Source organism: Pseudomonas sp. WS 5411 (assembly GCF_012985595.1).
Lineage (GTDB): Bacteria > Pseudomonadota > Gammaproteobacteria > Pseudomonadales > Pseudomonadaceae > Aquipseudomonas > Aquipseudomonas shahriarae.
The window spans coordinates 1-19227 of record NZ_JAARMC010000030.1; the positions used below are offsets into that span (position 1 = coordinate 1).

The window sequence follows — 19227 nt, forward strand, 5'->3', positions numbered from 1 at the left end:
TTATCGGCGCTTTGGTGAAGGGGTGGGGCGAAGTCTCCCACGGTCTGTACTGGCTAGAGTCAGATGCTGGCTTTTAGTCCCACCACCCCTACAAGTCTAACCATACAAGCTGGCTTGCCTGCGATGGGGCCGGCGAATCAATAAAGGTCACAGTGCCGGAAAATGAATCCTGAACGCCGCGCCCCCTAAAGGAGAGTCCCCCAGGGTCAACCGCGCGCCATAGCTTTCAATAATGTCCTTGACCACCGCCAACCCAATCCCCTGCCCTGGATGCTGGCGATCCAGGCGTTCGCCGCGCTGCAGGATCCGCGCGCGCTGGTCGGGTGGCACGCCGGGGCCATCGTCTTCGATACACAAGCGCACGCCATCGGCACTTTCATCCAGGGTCACGCGCACCTCGCTCAGGCACAGGCGGTAGGCGTTTTCCAGCAGGTTGCCGAGCAATTCCAGCAAAGCGCCCTGCTCGATGGGCACATCGCATTGCTCCGGCAACGCAAAAGACACCCGCACCCGCTTGTCGCGGTAGACCTTGTCCAGGGTGTCGCACAGGCTCTGCAGCACCGGGCGCAGGCGCACCTGGTGACGCACCAGGCCGCTTTTGCGCAGGCTGGCACGCTGTAACTGGTAGCTGATCTGTTGGCTCATGCGCTCGATCTGCGACTGCAGCACCCGCGCCTGCTCAAGGTCCTGGGGGCGCTGGGCCATGTCTTCACTCACGCCCTGCAATACCGCCAGCGGGGTTTTCAGGCTGTGGGCCAGGTCATCCAGGGAGTCGCGATAACGGGTGCGCTGCTCGCGCTCGCTGTGCAGCAGGCGGTTGAGGGAGCCGGTCAGGCGCAGCAGCTCCCGTGGGTGTTGCTCGCTGAGGCTTTCGCGGGTGCCGCCTTCGATTTCATCCAGTTCCTGGCTGAGCCGGCGCAAGGCTTGCAGGCCCCAGGTCAGGCCGATCCACAACAGGCTCAACAACACCAGCAAGGCGGCGCCGAAGCCCAGGTAGAGGTTTTCCCGCAACCCTTCAAGGGTCACCTGGTATTCGCGCACCGGTTGCAGGGCGACGATACTGAACGCCGCGCTCTTGCCCCCCAGCAGCTTGACCTCGACGTCATACACGAAGAATTCCTGGCCGTTGGCCTCGCGAATCTTCGCAAACTCGTTACCGCGCCCGTCGTAGCGCGGGCGGTAGTTGATGTTTTCTTCCCTGGTGGCCCGCGAACGCCAGACCAGATGGCCTTCGCGGTCATAGATGTAGCCCAGCAGGCGACTATCGGTCAGGTTGAAGCGCTCATCGGGCAACTGTGCCGGCATCAGCAAGCGGTTGTTATCGACCCGCGCGGCAGAAATCAGCGTGGTCACATCCGACGCCAGCCGCTGCTCGATGGAATCCTGCAACGCCAGGCTGAACGCGCCCTGCATCGCCGGCAACAGCCCCAGCATGAACAACACGGCCAGGGTGGTGGCCGCCAGCATCAGGCGCACACGGAGCGAACGGATCAACGGCAGCGCTCGTTAAACAGGTAGCCCAGGCCGCGCACGGTGTCGATGGGCTTGAACCCGGCCGGGGCCTCGAGCTTGCGACGCAGGCGGCCGACCAGCACTTCGATCACATTCGGATCGCGCTCGTCGTCATCGGGATAGAGCTGTTCCATCAACCGATCCTTGGCCACCACTTGTTGGTGGTGGCGCATCAGGTATTCGAGGATCCGGTACTCATAGGCCGTCAGCGCCAGGGGCTGCTCGTCGAGGGACGCCTGCTTGCGGTTGAGGTCCAGCAGCAACGGGCCGGCGACGATGGTCGATTGGGTAAAACCGCTGGAGCGGCGCAGCAGTGCGTTCATCCGCGCTTCCAGCTCCTCGAACTGGAACGGCTTGACCACATAGTCGTCAGCCCCGGCGGCCAGGCCTTCGACCTTGTCCTGCCAGTTGCCGCGTGCCGTGAGAATCAGGATCGGGAAGGTCTTGGCCTGGGCCCGCAGTTGACGGATCAGGTCCAGGCCGCCCATGCCTGGCAGGCCCAGGTCGATGATCGCCAGGTCATGATTGAATTGCCCGGTCTGGTACAGCGCTTCTTCGGCGTTAGCCACGGCTTCGACCACGTGGCCGCTGTCGCCAAGACGGGTCAACAGGTGATGGCGCAACAACGCCTCATCTTCGACAACCAGCAATTTCATAACACTCTCCAAGGCCAATCCACTGTCCTGCAGGGAAACATGATAGCGGCCCTGAAGGTATGCTTGCGCAGTTTACGGCCGTTGAACTGAACACAGTCTGAACCGGCGGGCTACCCAGGTGTGTGCCGCCCCGTGCAGAATAGCCGGCATGAACCCGATACCCGCCTGCTGCACCCCACTTGATGACCATTGGCCGCTGCCCGACACGTTGCCCGGCACGGTGTTCCTGAGCACCCGCTTCGAGCCTAAACTGCTTGAGGCCGGCGACTTCCAGCGCTGCGCTGTGCCGCCACCGGCCAGTATCCAGCGCTCGGTGGCCAAGCGCCAGGCCGAGTTTCTCGCCGGCAGACTGTGTGCCCGCGCCGCCTTGCAACAGCTCGAAGGCCTGGACTGCATCCCCGCCATCGGCGAGGACCGCGCCCCGGTATGGCCCGGCCATATCAGCGGTTCGATCACCCACAGCACCGGGCATGCCGCGGCCATCGTCGGGCATAAGTCGCAATGGCGCGGGCTGGGCATGGACCTGGAAAACCTGCTGTCCCTTGAACGGGCCGAGCGCCTGGCCGGGGAAATCCTCACCCCGGATGAACTGCAACGCATGGCCGCCGGGCCACGAGAGCAGATTGCGCAATGGGTGACGCTGACGTTTTCGGCCAAGGAGAGCCTGTTCAAGGCGCTCTACCCGATCGTGCATAAGCGCTTCTATTTTGAACATGCCGAGGTGCTGGAGTGGTCTGAGGCGGGCTCGCTGCGCCTGCGGTTGCTGACGGACCTGTCCAGTGAGTGGTGTTATGGCAAGGAGCTGGAGGCGCAGTTTGTGGTGCACGAGGGGCAGTTGTTGAGTTTGGTGGCTATCGGCGCCTGATAGATAGCTACCGCAGGCTCAAGTTTTGTCCTGGTCCCGAGGCCAACTCAGGCTGAAGCAGGCGCCCCCCAGGTTGTTGCTCTTGCTGATCAACGCCCGCCCGCCGTGCCAGTAGATAATCCGCCGCACAATCGACAAGCCCAGGCCATGCCCGCCCGAGGCGCGGGTGCGGCTGTCATCCAGGCGCAGGAAGGGGGTAAAGATCCGTTCCCAGGCACTTTCCGGAACTCCCGGGCCATCGTCTTCGACGTCGATACGGCATCGCACCTGGCCCACCTGGTAGCTGATCAGCACCCGCGACTGGGCATGGCGCATGGCATTGCTCACCAGGTTTTGCAGGGCGCGGTGCAGGTAGCGCGGCTCGGCATCGACCCAGGCAGCGTCCAGATGGGCCGATGACAGGCACACCCCCCGCGCCACTTCGATCCCCGGCCGCAGCGGCGCCAGTTCCTCGATCACCTGATCGAGCAAGGCACTCAGGTCGACCCGCTGGAAACTCAGGGCCGGCGAGCCCTGTTCCAGGCGCGCATAGGTCAGCATCTCATCCACCAGGCCGTCGAGGTCCTGGATATCGCTGTCCATGCCTTCCATATATTTACGCCGGGCTTCGGGCGTAGCGGCGTCGCCGATCATCTCCAGGCCAAAACGCAGGCGCGCCACCGGCGTACGCAGCTCATGGGACACCGCGCGCACCAGTTCGCGCTGGATCGCCAGCAGGCGCTGCAAGTGCTCGGCCATGCCATTGAAGGCCGCCGCCAGACGCCCTACCGAGTCAGCCCCGCGTGCCGGCACCCGGGCTTCCAGGTTGCCTTTGGCGATGCGCGTGGCGGCCGCTTCCAAGCCACGCAGGCGGCGCTCCAGTTGGCGCACCAGCAAGTACACGATCAGGCCGATCAGGGTCAGGCCGATCAGGGCAATCAGCACCAGCCATTGCGCCGGATAAGGGTTCATCTGGTACAGCGGGCCGATTTCCAGAACCCATGGCGTGCCGACCATGCCGGCAAACACGCGGATCGAGTCGCCCCCCTTGCCCAGGGCCATCACCGTGTCGCCTTCGGCCACGCGACGCCGCTGGTCCTCGTCCATGTCGGCTTCGTCCAGCTTCAGCAGGTGCATCTCAAAGCCGAAGCCCTTGGCCTCTTTCAGGTCAGCCAAGCGTTGCGGCTGCTCGGCCACCGGAAACCGCACCAGTTCGTCGGCCAGCAAATAAATGGTGGCCCGGGCCAATTGCTCGCTGATCTGCTGCACTTCGCCGCTGAGCAGCAGTTCCTCTTTCTCACTGACCAGGCGCAAGACCCGCGCCGCATGGGGTCCGGTCTGCTCCACCAGGACCTGGCCGCGTTGCAGGCGATTGCGCTGGCTCAGGTCCAGGCGGGCATCCGCCACCGCCTGCAATTGCAAGGGAATCCCCAACAACCGCTCCCACACCGCCAGGGCGCGCTGGCGCTCGATACTGCTCATCGGTTGCAGGTTGTCGCCCATCAGGGCAAAGGTGCCGTGGGCCAGGCGTTCGCGGTACTGGCCGCTGCGCACCTCATTGAGCAGGTGCAGGGCCAGGACGCCGAGCAGCGCCACCAGGATCAGCGCCGCGCACATGCCGCCGTAGATGCGCAGGAAGATCGAGTTCACGACAGCATATCGGCAGCAGCTTCGGGGACGAACAGGTAGCCTTTGCTGCGAATGGTCTTGATCAGGCGCGGGTGGATGGGGTCGTCGCCGATTTTCGGGCGGATCCGCGAGATGCGCACGTCAATGGAGCGGTCCTGGCCGTCGTAGCCGATGCCGCGCAGGGCGGTGAAGATTTCTTCGCGGGACAGGATACGTCCGGCATTGGCCACCAATAACCACAGCAGGTCGAATTCGGCGCTGGTCAGCTCGATGCCGCCGTCGTGCAGCCAGGCTTCGCGCAGGGCGTTGTCCACTACCAGCGGGCCGAACTGCAGGCGCCGCTGCTTTTCCGGGACGGCGGGCTCGGGGCTTTCGCTGCGCCGCAGCAAGGCCTGGATCCGCGCCAGCAGCAGGCGCGGGCGCACCGGCTTGCACACATAGTCGTCGGCGCCCATGTCCAGGCCCAGGACCTGGTCCATGTCGTCGGTTCGCGCGGTGAGCATCAGGATCACCCCGTCGTAGCGCTCGCGCACCTTGCGGCAGATGCTCAGGCCGTCTTCGCCGGGCAGCATCAGGTCGAGGATCACCAGGTCCGGCTGCTCGGCAATGATCCGCGCCACCGCCTGGGCCCCGTCGCCCTCTATCGAGACCCGCAGGCCGTGGCTTTCCAGGTAGTCACGGGTCAACTCAGCCAGACGCTGGTCATCCTCGACAATCAATACCTGCCAGGCTTCTTGCTCCACGGGTGGTCCTCGTTTTTATAAGCGATCTGTCAGGACTGCGCAGGTTCAAATGTGGCAGCGGGCAAGCCAGCCCCCCTATTTTGATCTTCGCCAGCCGTACCTAATTTGTCATGCACAAAGGGCATAATCGTGTAGGAATGAAGGCCGATTGTAGCCATGGCCCCGCCCTCAAACACAAGCCAGGAAATGCATTCGGTGATCGCCTTTTTTTGTGATAGGGTTCGCGCCCGCAAAAATCCAAGCGGGTGTTTTCGGCTTGGCATATTCGGTGACAAACGGCGCGATGCAGCAGTACTGCGGCCTACACGGCGGTTCCACCTTTCATACACATTTTACCCACAGCGTTATCCACAGGTAGTGCGTTGCTAAGCCTTCCAAAACGCATTATCTTGTACCTCGTCGCTAAAAAAACCCTACATGTAGGGTTTCAAGCGAAAAGACCAAACACAAATCAGACAAGAAACTCAAGCCCTTTCTTGCTCCTGTTTGGTGGAACTTAAACCTTTTTCGAAAGCCCAAACCGCGCACGCGGATGGCTGCTGTTTTCCAACCCCGAATGGGAGAAAGCGGTACGGGTGTTGCAATACAAGCAACACCCACTCAGGAATACGGCAAAGAGCTTAAGGCTCGGAACCGAAGACTTCGGCATGGAAGCGGCGCGAACAGCTCCCTTCCTCCTGTCCCGAGGTTGTTATGCCAGGCCAAGGCCTGTTGTAAGTGCTTCAGGACGGAACGGTGGGCACCGTGATGGTGCCCAAATAAATATAGAATGTGGAGACACCCCCCCATGCAAACCGACACAACTCGCGAGAACCCGCAAGGCTCCGTGCCGCAGGCCGCTGATTCGAATATGGATCTGTCCGCCACCGCGCCCGGCCAATTGCGCGTGATCAAGCGTAACGGCACTGTCGTTCCTTATACCGATGACAAAATCACCGTCGCCATCACCAAAGCGTTTCTTGCAGTTGAAGGCGGCACCGCTGCCGCTTCGTCGCGTATCCACGACACCGTTGCCCGCCTGACCGAACAAGTCACCGCGACCTTCAAGCGTCGCATGCCTTCGGGCGGCACCATCCACATCGAAGAAATCCAGGACCAGGTCGAACTGGCCCTGATGCGTGCCGGCGAGCAGAAAGTGGCCCGCGACTACGTGATCTACCGTGATTCGCGCGCCAAGGAGCGTGCCGTACACGCGCCGTCCGCTGAAGCCGTGCAAGCTCACCCGTCGATCCGCATCACCCTGGCTGATGGTTCGTTCGCGCCGCTGGACCTGGGCCGTCTGAACACCATCATCACCGAAGCCTGCGAAGGCCTGGAAGAAGTCGACGGCGACCTGATCCAGCGTGAAACCCTGAAGAACCTGTACGACGGCGTGGCCCTGACCGACGTCAACACCGCCCTGGTGATGACCGCCCGTACCCTGGTCGAGCGTGAGCCGAACTACTCGTTCGTCACCGCCCGCCTGCTGATGGACACCCTGCGTGCCGAAGGCCTGGGCTTCCTGAAAGTCGCCGAGAGCGCGACCCACCACGAAATGGCCGACCTGTACGCCAAGGCCCTGCCTGCCTACATCGCCAAGGGTATCGAGTTCGAATTGCTCAACCCGATCCTGGCCACCTTCGACCTGGAAAAACTCGGCAAGGCGATCAACCACGAGCGTGACCAGCAGTTCACCTACCTGGGCCTGCAAACCCTGTACGACCGTTACTTCATCCACAAGGACGGGATCCGCTTCGAACTGCCGCAAGTGTTCTTCATGCGCGTGGCCATGGGCCTGGCGATCGAAGAGAAGAACAAAGAAGACCGTGCCATCGAGTTCTACAACCTGTTGTCGTCCTTCGACTACATGTCGTCGACCCCGACCCTGTTCAACGCCGGTACCCTGCGTCCACAGCTGTCGAGCTGCTACCTGACCACCGTGCCGGATGACCTGTCGGGCATCTACCACGCGATCCACGACAACGCCATGCTGTCCAAATTCGCTGGCGGCCTGGGCAACGACTGGACGCCGGTGCGTGCACTGGGTTCGTACATCAAGGGCACCAACGGCAAGTCCCAGGGCGTCGTGCCGTTCCTCAAGGTAGTGAACGACACCGCCGTCGCAGTGAACCAGGGCGGCAAGCGCAAAGGCGCGGTATGTGCCTACCTGGAAACCTGGCACATGGACATTGAAGAGTTCATCGAGCTGCGCAAGAACACCGGTGATGATCGTCGTCGTACCCACGACATGAACACCGCCAACTGGATCCCTGACCTGTTCATGAAGCGCGTCTTCGATGACGGCCCGTGGACCCTGTTCTCGCCATCCGAAGTGCCGGACCTGCACGACCTGACCGGCAAGGCCTTCGAAGAGCGTTACGAGTACTACGAAGCCCTGTCCCAGTACCCAGGCAAGATCAAGCTGTTCAAGACCATCCAGGCCAAAGACCTGTGGCGCAAGATGCTGTCGATGCTGTTCGAAACCGGCCACCCATGGTTGACCTTCAAAGACCCGTGCAACCTGCGCAGCCCGCAGCAGCACGTGGGCGTGGTCCACAGCTCGAACCTGTGCACCGAGATCACCTTGAACACCAACAAGGACGAGATCGCCGTCTGCAACCTGGGCTCGATCAACCTGCCGAACCACATCGTCAACGGCAAGCTGGACACCGCCAAGCTGGAACGCACCGTCAACACCGCCGTACGCATGCTCGATAACGTGATCGACATCAACTACTACTCGGTGCCACAGGCGCAGAACTCCAACTTCAAGCACCGTCCGGTCGGCCTGGGGATCATGGGCTTCCAGGACGCGCTGTACCTGCAGCACATTCCTTACGGTTCGGATGCTGCGGTCGAGTTCGCCGACAAGTCCATGGAAGCGGTCAGCTACTACGCGATCCAGGCTTCCTGCGACCTGGCCGACGAGCGCGGCGCCTACGAGACGTTCCAGGGTTCGCTGTGGTCCAAGGGCATCCTGCCGCTGGACTCGCAACAGATCCTGATCGAGCAGCGTGGCCAGAAGTACATCGACGTTGACCTGAACGAATCCCTGGACTGGGCACCGGTACGTGCCCGTGTGCAGAAAGGCATTCGTAACTCCAACATCATGGCCATCGCACCGACCGCGACCATCGCCAACATCACCGGCGTATCGCAGTCGATCGAACCGACCTACCAGAACCTGTATGTGAAATCGAACCTGTCGGGCGAATTCACCGTGATCAACCCGTACCTCGTCCGCGACCTGAAAGCCCGCGGCCTGTGGGACTCGGTAATGATCAACGACCTGAAGTACTACGACGGTTCCGTGCAGCAGATCGAACGCATCCCGCAAGAACTCAAAGAGCTCTACGCGACCGCCTTCGAAGTGGACACCAAGTGGATCGTTGACGCCGCCAGCCGTCGTCAGAAGTGGATCGACCAGGCCCAGTCCCTGAACCTGTACATCGCCGGCGCTTCGGGCAAGAAACTCGACGTGACCTACCGCATGGCTTGGTACCGTGGCCTGAAAACCACTTACTACCTCCGTGCCCTGGCCGCGACCAGCACCGAGAAGTCGACCATCAACACCGGCAAGCTGAACGCTGTATCCAGCGGCAACCACGGTGACGATTCGGTACTCGCTGCTCCAGCCGGCCCGGCACCAGTGCCAAAGGCCTGCGCGATTGACGAGCCGGATTGCGAAGCTTGCCAATAAGCTGAGCCTGCCCTGGGTTTAACTCCCTAGGCTGAAAAGCCCTCGATATGCCCAGTGGTGTATCGGGGGCTTTTTTTGCCTGGCAAGAAACCCGGCCCAGGCTAGATCAACACAGTCGCCAGGCCCGACTGAGGTACACCGCCTCGCCGCCCCCACAACTCGATGCGGCCATCAATCACGGCCATTGAGTGGCCGTTGTATTCCACGGTTCCCACCTTGCTGTTTCTCAAGTCGACATCGGTCGCCGGCCGGTAAAGCCCCTTCAGGCCCAAACGATCCAACCCCTCGCGGGAGTACTCACCATCGTTGAGGCTGTCCATCGCAGCCGTGAAACTGCGTCCGGCCGTGCCGTCGTTGTTTTCCATCTGTGCGCGCTTGGCACTTGCGGCATACAGGAAGTTGGCATCGGTCAACATCTGAGGGTCGTCACCCTTGAAACGAGCGTGTGTGGCCGCCTGCTTCAATTCGTCCTTGGTAAAAGACACCTTGACCCCATCGCGCATGGTCACTTCATAGCCGTTGGCCGTCTCCTTCACCTCCTTGAAGATGTCCGTAGGTTTCTGGCCGTACCGCATCATGGCGGCCTTTATCGCCGAAACGGTAATGCAGTTGCCATCATCGCCCTGGCTGAAGCCGCTCCAGATATTGCTCGGTTTTTTCCCGGGGTTACTATTGTCCGGTTTGTAGTTGTAATACTTTGAGCCTTCGGTAATCGGCTTATTGCTCATGGACTCGGTGGGGCCAAACCCACCCGGACTCACTCTACCGCCACCGCCGCCACCCCCGCCGCCACCTCTTGGCGATGGCGGGGTCGGTGGTGCTACATCCTCGGGAAACCATTCCTCCAGTAACCGCTTGAGAAACTCAAGAAACTTGTCATCAGCGTCTTTGATCTCACTGTTGAGAATTTCCTTGAATTTCTCGTCACCCAGCTTCTCGCGCAGCGCATTCAACTTGTCGCGGAGATCCTGAACCGTCTGGGTCCTGGCGCCTTGCTCAGCATCGAACATCTGGCGCAGCGACGTCGTGACCGTAGACTCTGCGCTTACGGACAGGGCAGGCGACGGCACGTTTGATGCTGCAGGTACAAACATTGCGCGCCCAGCACCTGGCGCAGACACCCCTGAACTCCACATTCTCAGCCCCCATGATTGATGAGCCCGCAGGGCTCTGGACCAATCAGTGGCAAGGCAGAAGCGGCGTGTTCCTTCCTAAGGATTTCACCGCGTTACCTGACGCGTCGCGGGGGATTTTCCAACGCCCACAAAAAAGCCCCTCTTCCGAGGGGCTTCTTGTCGAGCGCTAGCGCATCACGTCATCTGAATGATGGTCTGCATGATGGTGCTCTGGGTGGAGATCGTCTTGGCGTTCGCCTGGTAGTTGCTCTGGGCCTTGATCAGGTCCACCAGCTCATTGGTCAGGTTGACGTTGGAGTTCTCCAGGGAGTTGGCCACGATCGAGCCCAAGGTCCCGGACTCTGGTGCATCGTAGCCAGGCTGGCCCGAGGCAAAGGTTTCTTTCCAGGTGGTGCCACCGGCAGGCTGCAGGCCTTGCTCATTGTTAAAGCTGGCCAGGGAGATCTGGCCGATGGCCTTGCTCTGCTGGTTGCTGAAGGTGGCGAACAGCACACCGCTGCCGTCGATTTTCAGCCCGGTGATTTCGCCGGTGGCATAGCCATCAGTGATCGGCGGGTTACGGTAGCTGGCCGAGTTGTACTGAGTGATATCGGACATGTTGATCGCGATACCGCCCGGGTTGGCAGCAGCCCCGTTGTCAGGGTTCCACACGCCATTATCCATGACGCCCGGCTTCCAGTTGCTGATGGTCAGGGTGGTGTTGGATACGGTGCTTGGCGGAGTGACGATCCCCTTCAGCGTGCCTGATGTATCAAATGTCACCGTGGACGCTACCGGCGCAACCGCACCTGTACCCTTGACCGGCGTACCGTCAGGATTGCGTCCGTCGATCAGGGTGTAGGACTTCCAGGTATTGGAGCCGGTTTTCACCATGTACTGCACCATCTCATGGGCATTGCCTTGAGTGTCATACAAAGTGGTGCCGTACTGCTCGGTAAACGAGCTCGCTACAGTCGGGTCAAACGGGCTGGTCGTCTGGTCGATCACCGGCTTGGAGGAGTTCAGGTTGCTGCTGGAGTCAACCTTGGTCGACGCTTTGGGCGGCAAGTTGGACAGGTTGATCCGCAGGTCGGTCAGGCCGCTCTTGGAGATTTTTCCATCTTCATCGGCAGCATAGCCCTGCAGGCGCGAGGTGCCGGTGTTGTTGGTGATGTAGCCGTCCTTGTTCGCCTGGAACGAGCCATTACGGGTGTACTCCAGCGAACCGTCGCTGCCCTTCTGCACGAAGAAGCCGCCGCCCCGGATGCCCATATCCAACACGCCGCCGCTGCCGTTGATTTCACCCTGGGTGAATTGCTGGGAGACCGCCGCCAGGTTAACGCCGGTGCCGATGGTTTTATTGCCGGTGCCCAGGCGGGACGCGGCATAAATGTCGCCGAATTCTGCGCGGGACGACTTGAAACCGGTGGTCGCGACGTTGGCGATGTTGTTGCCGGTCACGTCCAGTTGTTTGTTGGCCGCATAGAGGCCGCTAAGGCCGATATTAAAAGACATGTTTCTCTCCTCTTGCCGTATTTAGCCGGCTCTATGTACCGATAGTCTGAATTTGCGACAGCTTGATGCTGCCCATGCCGCCAGAAAGATTGAGCAGCATTTCGCCGCCGGTCTGGCTCAAGGTCACGCTGGTGACCGTGGCCGGCAGCGAGGTTTTCAGGGCGACCGGATCACCGGCGTCATTCTTGGTGCTGGCGGCGAAGGTGTAGGTGCCAGAATCAAGCTGCTCGCCCGCTTCGTTTTTACCGTCCCAGATAAAGTCCGACTTGCCGGCGCTCTGGGCACCCAGATCGATGGTCTTGACCAGCTTGCCGTCCTTGTCGGTGACCTTGACGGTGACGTTGCCCACCGACGAACCCACGGCGACCGAGCCGGTGAAGCTCTTGCTGGTGTCGACCATGGCCTTGTTGGTTTCGATAATTACCGAACGCCCGACCAGTGACGAGGCTTGCAGTGCCTGCGACGACTTGTAGTTGCCGGTGATGGTGTTCACCGAGTCGTTCAAGGTGTTGATGCCTTCCAGGCTGCTGAACTGCGCCAATTGGGCCACGAACGCGCCGTTGTCCTGGGGCGACAGCGGGTTCTGGTTCTTCAACTGGGTAACCAGCAGTTGCAGGAACGCATCCTTGCCCAGGGACTGATTGCCCGAGGCCGCCTTGGCCGTATCGGCCAGGTTGCCCTGGGTGGACTTGGCATCCTTGACCTTGGAGTCGAACAGACTCTGGATCGTCGAATTACTCGACACATCGTTAGTGACAGACATGCTTTAGCGCCCCTTATCACTGACCGAGGGTCAGGACCTTCTGCATCATGGCTTTGGCGGTGTTCATCATTTCCGCGTTGGTCTGGAACGAGCGACTGGCGGAAATCATGTCAGCCATTTCCTCGACCACGTTGACGTTGGGGTAATACACGTAACCCTTTTCGTTCGCGGCAGGATGATTGGGCTCGTAGCGCGCGTCGAGGTTGCTCTGGTCTTCGACCACCCCCAGCACCTGGACGCCCTGGCCAGCGGCATCCTGGCTCTGGAACAACGAATCGCTGCCGCCGTTCTGACCGGCCTGGAACATGGTGGCGAACACTGGGTGCCGGGCGCGGTAGGTCTGGTCGATGCTCGACGACACCGTTTCGGCGTTGGCAATGTTACTGGCGACCGTGTTCAGACGCGTGGTCTGGGCGCTCATGCCACTACCGGCAATATTGAAAACACTGGATAGAGACATGGCTTATTCTCCGCGCAGGGCTGACATCAGCCCTTTGAATTTGCTGTTGAGCAGGGTGAAGCTGGCCTGGAAGTTCACCGAGTTCTCGGCATAGTTCGATTGCTCCAGCTGCGCGTCGACCGTGTTCTGGTCGATCGACGGCTGCATCGGCGTGCGATACATCAGCGACTCATCGCCACTGCTCAAGCCCTGCGCTTCGATATGACGGTTATTGGTCATGTTCAAGGCGAAGGAGCCGTTCTTGGTCTTGTCGCTCTGTGCGGCGAGCACGGCGGCAAAGTCCAGGTCCCGAGCCTTGTAGTTCGGGGTATCGGCGTTGGCGATGTTGTTAGCCAGGACTTCGGCACGCTGGGCGCGGAAGCCCAGGGCCTGTTCGTGGATACCGAGCGCTTTATCGAAGCTGATGCTCATGGCGGAAACCTTTAAGGGCTGACCTGCTTTTCTGTAACAGGGTTATAGCAAGCGCCATGCCAGGTTTTTCAGAGCCCATAAATCAAGGGCTTAGGGAGATATTGCCGGTGGCAATGCCGGAAAAGCGGCAACGCTTGACCGCGAAACGTCAGGAAAGCGGCAATAGGTGTTGCCGTTTTGTGCCGGGGAGATAATCGATGGCGTTGCTGCCAGCGATGGCCGGCCGGGACCTTTGGTCGACGATGAGCAACCAAAGGTCTTTTCTTGCAAGGTTTCCACTGCCGGCATCACGCGCCTTGAAGGCGCCATCAAGTCAAAAGGATTACGTTTTCCTTAAATACGACGCCGTTCCCGGTCATGGTTCCCCTCTGGACCCGGCCGCCCTTGCTCCCCCAGTGGTCCTCTACTCCTCCAACCACCACCATCGAATGGGCCGTACCGGGCCCCGCGACGTCCTTCTCTATGATGCCCAACCGGCCATTCTGCAGATCGCTTACGGTCCCCTGCCGAATATGATCCTTCATGCCTAGCCGGATAAAGGCGTCCTTGGTGTGCTCACCATTGCCAAGAGAGTCCAGGGCCTTGGAAAAGTCATATTTCGAATTTTCATGGTTGGCTTCCTGTGCTTTCTTGGCACTGGTGGCATAGGCCAGGACTGCGGTCTTTTTCATCACAGGATCATTACCTTTAAAGCCGGCATGACGCTCTGCCGCCTCCATCTCCTGGCGAGTCAAATTCACCTCACTCCCGTCCTTCAACGTGATGTGGTAGCCATTCTTGGTTTCCTTCACATCCTTGAAGAGGTCGGTCTCCTTCTTGCCATAGCGCTCCATCATTGCCTTGATGGCTGAAACCGTGGCGCAGTTACCATTTCGCCCTTGAAAAAACCCTGCAAAAACATCCCCGGTATCTTTCCCGGCCTTGAGTCCGGCACGGACTGAATCGCCCCCTCCAAAAGAAGAGAAATCGTTTGTCGGCATAGAGTCACTGGAGGCAAAAGAGTCGTAGCTAAAAGCCTGTCTCGAAACCCCACTATTGACCGGAGAAAAGCTGATGCTCGGCGCCCCGGACGCCTGAGTGCCAGGCATAGGGCTGGAACCTGCCCACCCCCTTGCCGCCCCTGCGGGGGGATCCTGCACACGCCGCGATTCAATAACCGGATCGAACGCAAAACGTGCACCTCCCGGACGATGCTCTGTCGAAATGTTTCCCATACCCTCCTCCTTCCGGTGAACGTGGCGATAAAGACTTCGCGCCCTCGTCAACACGGTTTACGTTTTGAACGAACGGAACTTGCCCACCCATCCGTGGCGAGCTGAGAAACATAAGTTCCAGAAGGGGGGAACATCCCGCGCAAAAAAAAGGGAGACCCTTGCGGGTCTCCCTTGTTTGCACGGCTTGCCGCGTCCTGAAGAACGGGCTCAAGCCATCACTTGGCCTGGTAGATAATACCGGGGCTGCACTGCACCATCTGGTAATGATCCGGCAAGCCATTGAGCGCCTCGGAAGCACCGAGAAACAGATAGCCACCACGCTTGAGCGTGCCATGGATGCGCAACAGGATGTCCTTCTTCACTTCAGCCGAGAAGTAGATCAAGACGTTGCGGCAAAACACGATGTCGAACTTGCCCAGGCTGGCGTAGCTGTCCAGCAGGTTGAACGAGCGGAACTCCACCCGGCTCTTGATCGGCGCCTTGACCGCCCAGCGCCCGGCCCCCTTGGGGTCGAAATAACGCTGCAGGCGCTCCGGCGACAGACCGCGGCCCAGGGCCAGGCTGTCGTATTCGCCCGTCTTGCAGTTGGTCAGCATGGTGCCCGACAGGTCAGTGGCGACAATTTGCACCCCTGCCTTCAACTGGCCCATGTTGGTCCGCTCGAACTCATCAATGGACATCGACAGCGAATACGGTTCCTGCCCCGACGAACACGCCGCCGACCAGATGCGCAGGCGCTGGCCAGGGCTGGCCTTGATCGCCTCGGGCAATACCTTGTTCTTGAGCACCTCAAAGGGATAGGTATCGCGAAACCATAAGGTTTCGTTAGTGGTCATGGCATCGACCACCATCTCCTTGAGCCCGCTGCGCGGTTGGCCCTGGATGCGCTGCACCAGCTCGCCCAGGGACTTGATGCCCTGCTGTTCCATCAATTTGTTGAGACGGCTTGATACCAGGTATTGCTTGTTTTCACCAAGCAATATGCCACAGGCTTTTTCCAGGAATACCCGGAACTGTTCGAAATCCAAATTACCCGTAGACAATGAAACCGCCTCTTAACTCGTGTGACCGCCAGGGAGAAAGCCCCTAGCCGTGATCTGCAGATTTGATCCGGTCGACTACCCGGGATGCCAGGTCATCAGGACGGAACTTGGCCAGGAAGTCATCGGCACCGACCTTCTTGACCATCGCCTGATTGAATACACCGGACAATGAAGTATGCAGGATGATATGCAATTTTTGCATGCGTGGGTCGTTGCGTATCTCGGCCGTGAGGGTGTAGCCGTCCATTTCCGGCATCTCGATGTCGGAAATCATCATCAGGAATTCTTCTTCCGGCTTCTTGCCTTCGTCCACCAGCTTACGCAGATAATCCAGCGCCTGGCGGCCATCATTGAGCGCCACCACTTCGACACCCACGGTCTGCAGGCAACGGGACACCTGCTTGCGCGCCACCGAGGAGTCATCCACCGTCAACACCCGCAGGGACACGGCCTTTTGCTGGGTCTGCTCATCCACGACCCCCACCGAAATCTGCTCCGACGTCGGTGCCACTTCCGCGAGGATCTTCTCGACGTCGATGATTTCCACCAACTGGTTATCGACCCGCGTCACTGCCGTGAGGTAGTGATCGCGCCCGGTGCCCTTGGGTGGTGGATGGATCTCTTCCCAGTTCATGTTGACGATGCGTTCCACCGAGCGCACCAGGAAACCCTGGGTCTTGGTGTTGTACTCGGTGATGATCACAAACGGGCTCTCACGATCCTGCAAGCCGGAAGAGCCGGTGGCCATCGCCAGGTCAAGAATCGGAATCGTCGCACCCCGGATGTTGGCCACGCCACACACCACCGGGTTGGACTTGGGCATTATGGTGAGCTTGGGACATTGCAGCACCTCCCGCACTTTAAAGACGTTAATGCCATAGAGCTGCTTGCCATCGAGACGAAACAGCAACAACTCCAGGCGATTCTGCCCTACCAGCTGTGTGCGCTGGTTCACTGAATCCATTACACCCGCCATGCCCAGACTCCTACGCTACAAAACTTACGGGTACGACGCGTACCCAACACAAAACGGCACGCGCTTTGCTATTTATTGGCCATGGACATCAAAACGACAGTTTCCCGACGCCTTCGCTCGCCACAGTACCGCAGATTGCTCTGCGCCTGGACGGCGTTGTTTGCCTTGGGCACCGGCCTTGCAGCCCGTGCCGACAACGTCACCTTGCCTGATCTACTTATCGGCGTCACCCAAGGCTTTCTTGAGTTCACTGTAGAAGATTATCTGGCGACCACACAGACACCGGGCCGTTATGAAATCCAGGTCAACCAGTTGGACCCGCGTTTGCGCATGCCCATGTGTGACAAGGAATTGACAGGCTCCCTGGAAAGCCCCGCCCAGCCCATTGGCCGCGTGACCGTGCGCGTGCGCTGCGACGGCAGTTCGCCCTGGACCGTGTTCGTGCCGGCCCAGGTCCGCCTGTTTCGCGACGTGGTCACCGTCACCCGCCCGCTCAAGCGCACCGGCATCATCGGTTTTGAAGACGTGGCCCTGCGCGAACGGGACATCAGCCAGATCAGCCAGGGTTACCTCACCTCCGTGGACCAGGCCGTCGGGCAGAAACTGACCCGACCAATGGTCACCGACCAGGTCATCACCCTGGTTCACCTGGAACAGGCAGAAGTGGTGCGCAAGGGCGACCAGGTAGTGATATCCGCCAGCAGCGGCGGGCTGAACGTGAAAATGCCGGGGGAAGCCCTGGCCAATGGCGGGATGAGCGAGCAGATTCGCGTGAAGAACCTCAACTCCAAGCGCGTGATCAAGGCCCGGGTAACAGCCCCTGGCCAAGTGGAGGTGGCGCTATAGATCACTGGCGTGGGACGCTGGCTTTTCCTACACTGTGCGCATGATCTGGCGGTGTACAGGTTTATTGTCGATCGCGCCTAAAGTTTGTCCGGGTATGGCCGAAAACATGGCAAGCGTCCAAATACCCAGAGGTTTTTTAACATGGTCATTGATTTCAGCCGATTGAACAGCGCCCAGGCAACGCCCGGCGGCACGCGTACCAACGCGGCCAAGGACAGCGTTGAAGCCAAGGCCCCGGCACAGCCTGCCAAGGCAGAACAGACCGCTTCGACCCAGAGTGGCGAATCGGTGCATTTGAGCAACGAGGCTCAACAGTTGCAGAAGATCACAGACTCGCTGCGCGATCAGCCGGTGGTCAATAAAGCCCGTGTGGCCGAATTGAAGCAGGCGATTGCCGATGGCAGCTATCAGATCGACAACGACCGTTTAGCCGGCAAAATCATCAAAGCCGAGCGCTAGGCCAAGGCCTGCGCCAGGCTTTTGGACGCTTAAACCCCAAGGCCAGCCATGCACGACGAAAATCTGCTGCAACTGATCAATGAAGACCTGGCTCCGGCGCAACAGCTGCTGGAGCTGCTTCAAGACGAATTCGTGGCCCTGTGCGGCCGCGATATGCGCGTGCTGGAAGACATCCTGGCACGCAAGCAATCGCTGATCATCCTGCTTGAACAACACGGCCAGAAACGCAGCCAGATCCTGCTCAGCCTGGGCCTGCCCGCTGATCACAGCGGCCTGGAACAGCTCGCCAGCCATTCATCGGTCGGTGACCAGTTGCTGGCTCAGAGCGCAGCGCTCAATCAGTTGTTGATCAGCTGTCAGGAGGCCAATGTGCTCAATGGCCAGTCGATCCAACTGCAGCAAGCCACCACCGCCAACCAGTTGCGCATCCTCCACGGTGGCGAACCTCCAGCACTGTATAACGCCCAGGGCTCCACCTCACGGCTGGTCAAGCCCAGCACCCTCAGCCAAGCCTGACGCCGGTTTATCGCGCGCCCTATCAAGGCGCGCCACATACTGGCAAAATGCCGGTTCTTGCGTGTAGTCGTATTTTGTCTGGAGATGGAAGAACCGTGTTCAACACCCTCAACGCGGAAGATGCTCCGCAGCCACCCAAGGTCCTCACCACCCCTCTGGAAATTGCCGGCACCCTGCGGCTGCTGCAAGAGAGCCACGACCCGCTGATCATCACCTTCCACGAACGCAACCAGCGCTTCCAGAGCTACCTGGTGGATGTCGACAAGGACAGCAAGACCCTGAGCCTGGACGAAATGATCCCGCCCGAAGGTGAACGCTATCTGGAAAATGGCGAAGCATTTCGCATCGAAGGTTTCCACGAAGGCGTGCGCGTGGCCTGGGAGAGCAATGGCAGCCTGACCATCGGCACAAAAGACGGCCACCGCATCTACAAGGGCAGCCTGCCTGAAGAAGTGGTCTACCATCAGCGCCGCAATGCCTTTCGTGCGGCATTGAAACTGGCGCAACTGGTGAATATTGAATTGGGCGGCGAGAAACTCAAGGCGCCTCTCGGCGGCAAGTTGCTGGATATCTCCGCCACCGGCTGCAAGCTGCGCTTTGAAGGTGATATCTCCGAGCGCCTGCAATTGGGCCAGGTTTACGACCGCTTTATCGCCGCCCTGCCCTTTGGCAGCATGACCACGGCGGTGGAGTTGCGTTACCTGCACTTTGAAGAAAGGATCAACACCACCTTTGCCGGTGTGCGCTTCCACAACATGAGCGGCCTGGTGCAGCGTCAGGTTGAGCGTTTTGTCTATCAACTGCAGCGCGAGGCGCGCCGGTTCGATAAAGACGACGATATGTAAG

At 59.9% G+C, this 19227-nt stretch carries 18 protein-coding genes; 6 read left to right on the top strand and 12 right to left on the bottom strand.

Annotated features, from left to right (window positions below):
* Positions 1–147: 147 nt before the first annotated feature.
* Complete coding sequence (locus HBR93_RS24675; RefSeq protein WP_057439679.1) at positions 148–1494, bottom strand: ATP-binding protein; 1347 nt, start codon at positions 1492–1494, stop codon at positions 148–150.
* A complete protein-coding gene (locus HBR93_RS24680; protein WP_057960423.1) occupies positions 1491–2168 on the bottom strand; it encodes a response regulator transcription factor in 678 nt (225 codons plus the stop codon). The genes HBR93_RS24675 and HBR93_RS24680 overlap by 4 nt, the downstream gene beginning before the upstream one ends.
* Positions 2169–2316: 148 nt before the next feature.
* On the opposite strand from HBR93_RS24680, the gene HBR93_RS24685 reads away from it, so the two are divergent.
* Positions 2317–3033, top strand: a complete 717-nt coding sequence (locus HBR93_RS24685; RefSeq protein WP_169961300.1) for a 4'-phosphopantetheinyl transferase superfamily protein — start codon at positions 2317–2319, stop codon at positions 3031–3033.
* A gap of 18 nt (positions 3034–3051) precedes the next feature.
* Here the strand turns inward: HBR93_RS24685 and HBR93_RS24690 are convergent, their stop codons facing one another.
* Positions 3052–4662 carry an ATP-binding protein gene (locus HBR93_RS24690; protein ID WP_057960424.1) on the bottom strand — a complete coding sequence of 537 codons (1611 nt, stop codon included), beginning with the start codon at positions 4660–4662 and terminating at the stop codon, positions 3052–3054.
* Positions 4659–5384: a response regulator gene (locus HBR93_RS24695; RefSeq protein WP_115128762.1), complete on the bottom strand. Its 726-nt coding sequence runs from the start codon at positions 5382–5384 to the stop codon at positions 4659–4661. The genes HBR93_RS24690 and HBR93_RS24695 overlap by 4 nt, the downstream gene beginning before the upstream one ends.
* A gap of 787 nt (positions 5385–6171) precedes the next feature.
* Between HBR93_RS24695 and HBR93_RS24700 the strand changes: the two genes are divergently transcribed.
* On the top strand, positions 6172–9063 hold the full coding sequence (locus tag HBR93_RS24700) for a ribonucleoside-diphosphate reductase subunit alpha (protein WP_115128763.1): 2892 nt from the start codon (positions 6172–6174) through the stop codon (positions 9061–9063).
* Between the two features lie 101 nt (positions 9064–9164).
* On the opposite strand, the gene HBR93_RS24705 is transcribed toward HBR93_RS24700, so the two are convergent.
* From HBR93_RS24705 to HBR93_RS24740, 8 genes are all read right to left on the bottom strand, one after another.
* Positions 9165–10157 (bottom strand): hypothetical protein, encoded by a 993-nt coding sequence (locus HBR93_RS24705; RefSeq protein WP_262377380.1) that lies wholly within the window; start codon positions 10155–10157, stop codon positions 9165–9167.
* 216 nt (positions 10158–10373) lie between these two features.
* Complete coding sequence (flgE, locus tag HBR93_RS24710) at positions 10374–11693, bottom strand: flagellar hook protein FlgE (protein ID WP_115128765.1); 1320 nt, start codon at positions 11691–11693, stop codon at positions 10374–10376.
* A 31-nt stretch (positions 11694–11724) separates the two neighbouring features.
* Complete coding sequence (gene flgD / locus HBR93_RS24715) at positions 11725–12456, bottom strand: flagellar hook assembly protein FlgD (RefSeq protein WP_057439684.1); 732 nt, start codon at positions 12454–12456, stop codon at positions 11725–11727.
* 16 nt (positions 12457–12472) lie between these two features.
* Positions 12473–12916, bottom strand: a complete 444-nt coding sequence (gene flgC, locus HBR93_RS24720; protein ID WP_029294486.1) for a flagellar basal body rod protein FlgC — start codon at positions 12914–12916, stop codon at positions 12473–12475.
* 3 nt (positions 12917–12919) lie between these two features.
* Positions 12920–13327, bottom strand: coding sequence for a flagellar basal body rod protein FlgB (flgB, locus tag HBR93_RS24725; protein ID WP_057439685.1), 408 nt, complete (start codon positions 13325–13327; stop codon positions 12920–12922).
* A 308-nt stretch (positions 13328–13635) separates the two neighbouring features.
* Positions 13636–14541 carry a hypothetical protein gene (locus HBR93_RS24730; protein WP_162947764.1) on the bottom strand — a complete coding sequence of 302 codons (906 nt, stop codon included), beginning with the start codon at positions 14539–14541 and terminating at the stop codon, positions 13636–13638.
* 215 nt (positions 14542–14756) lie between these two features.
* Positions 14757–15584: a protein-glutamate O-methyltransferase CheR gene (gene cheR / locus HBR93_RS24735; protein WP_057439687.1), complete on the bottom strand. Its 828-nt coding sequence runs from the start codon at positions 15582–15584 to the stop codon at positions 14757–14759.
* 43 nt (positions 15585–15627) lie between these two features.
* Complete coding sequence (locus HBR93_RS24740; protein ID WP_057439688.1) at positions 15628–16560, bottom strand: chemotaxis protein CheV; 933 nt, start codon at positions 16558–16560, stop codon at positions 15628–15630.
* A gap of 81 nt (positions 16561–16641) precedes the next feature.
* On the opposite strand from HBR93_RS24740, the gene flgA reads away from it, so the two are divergent.
* The 4 genes from flgA (at position 16642) to HBR93_RS24760 (ending at position 19226) form a co-directional block, all read left to right on the top strand.
* Positions 16642–17406: a flagellar basal body P-ring formation chaperone FlgA gene (gene flgA / locus HBR93_RS24745; RefSeq protein ID WP_057439689.1), complete on the top strand. Its 765-nt coding sequence runs from the start codon at positions 16642–16644 to the stop codon at positions 17404–17406.
* Between the two features lie 141 nt (positions 17407–17547).
* Complete coding sequence (flgM, locus tag HBR93_RS24750; protein WP_057439690.1) at positions 17548–17865, top strand: flagellar biosynthesis anti-sigma factor FlgM; 318 nt, start codon at positions 17548–17550, stop codon at positions 17863–17865.
* Positions 17866–17913: 48 nt separating this feature from the next.
* Positions 17914–18381, top strand: a complete 468-nt coding sequence (locus tag HBR93_RS24755) for a flagellar protein FlgN (RefSeq protein WP_057439691.1) — start codon at positions 17914–17916, stop codon at positions 18379–18381.
* A 95-nt stretch (positions 18382–18476) separates the two neighbouring features.
* Positions 18477–19226, top strand: coding sequence for a flagellar brake protein (locus HBR93_RS24760; RefSeq protein WP_169961302.1), 750 nt, complete (start codon positions 18477–18479; stop codon positions 19224–19226).
* Position 19227: the final 1 nt, after the last annotated feature.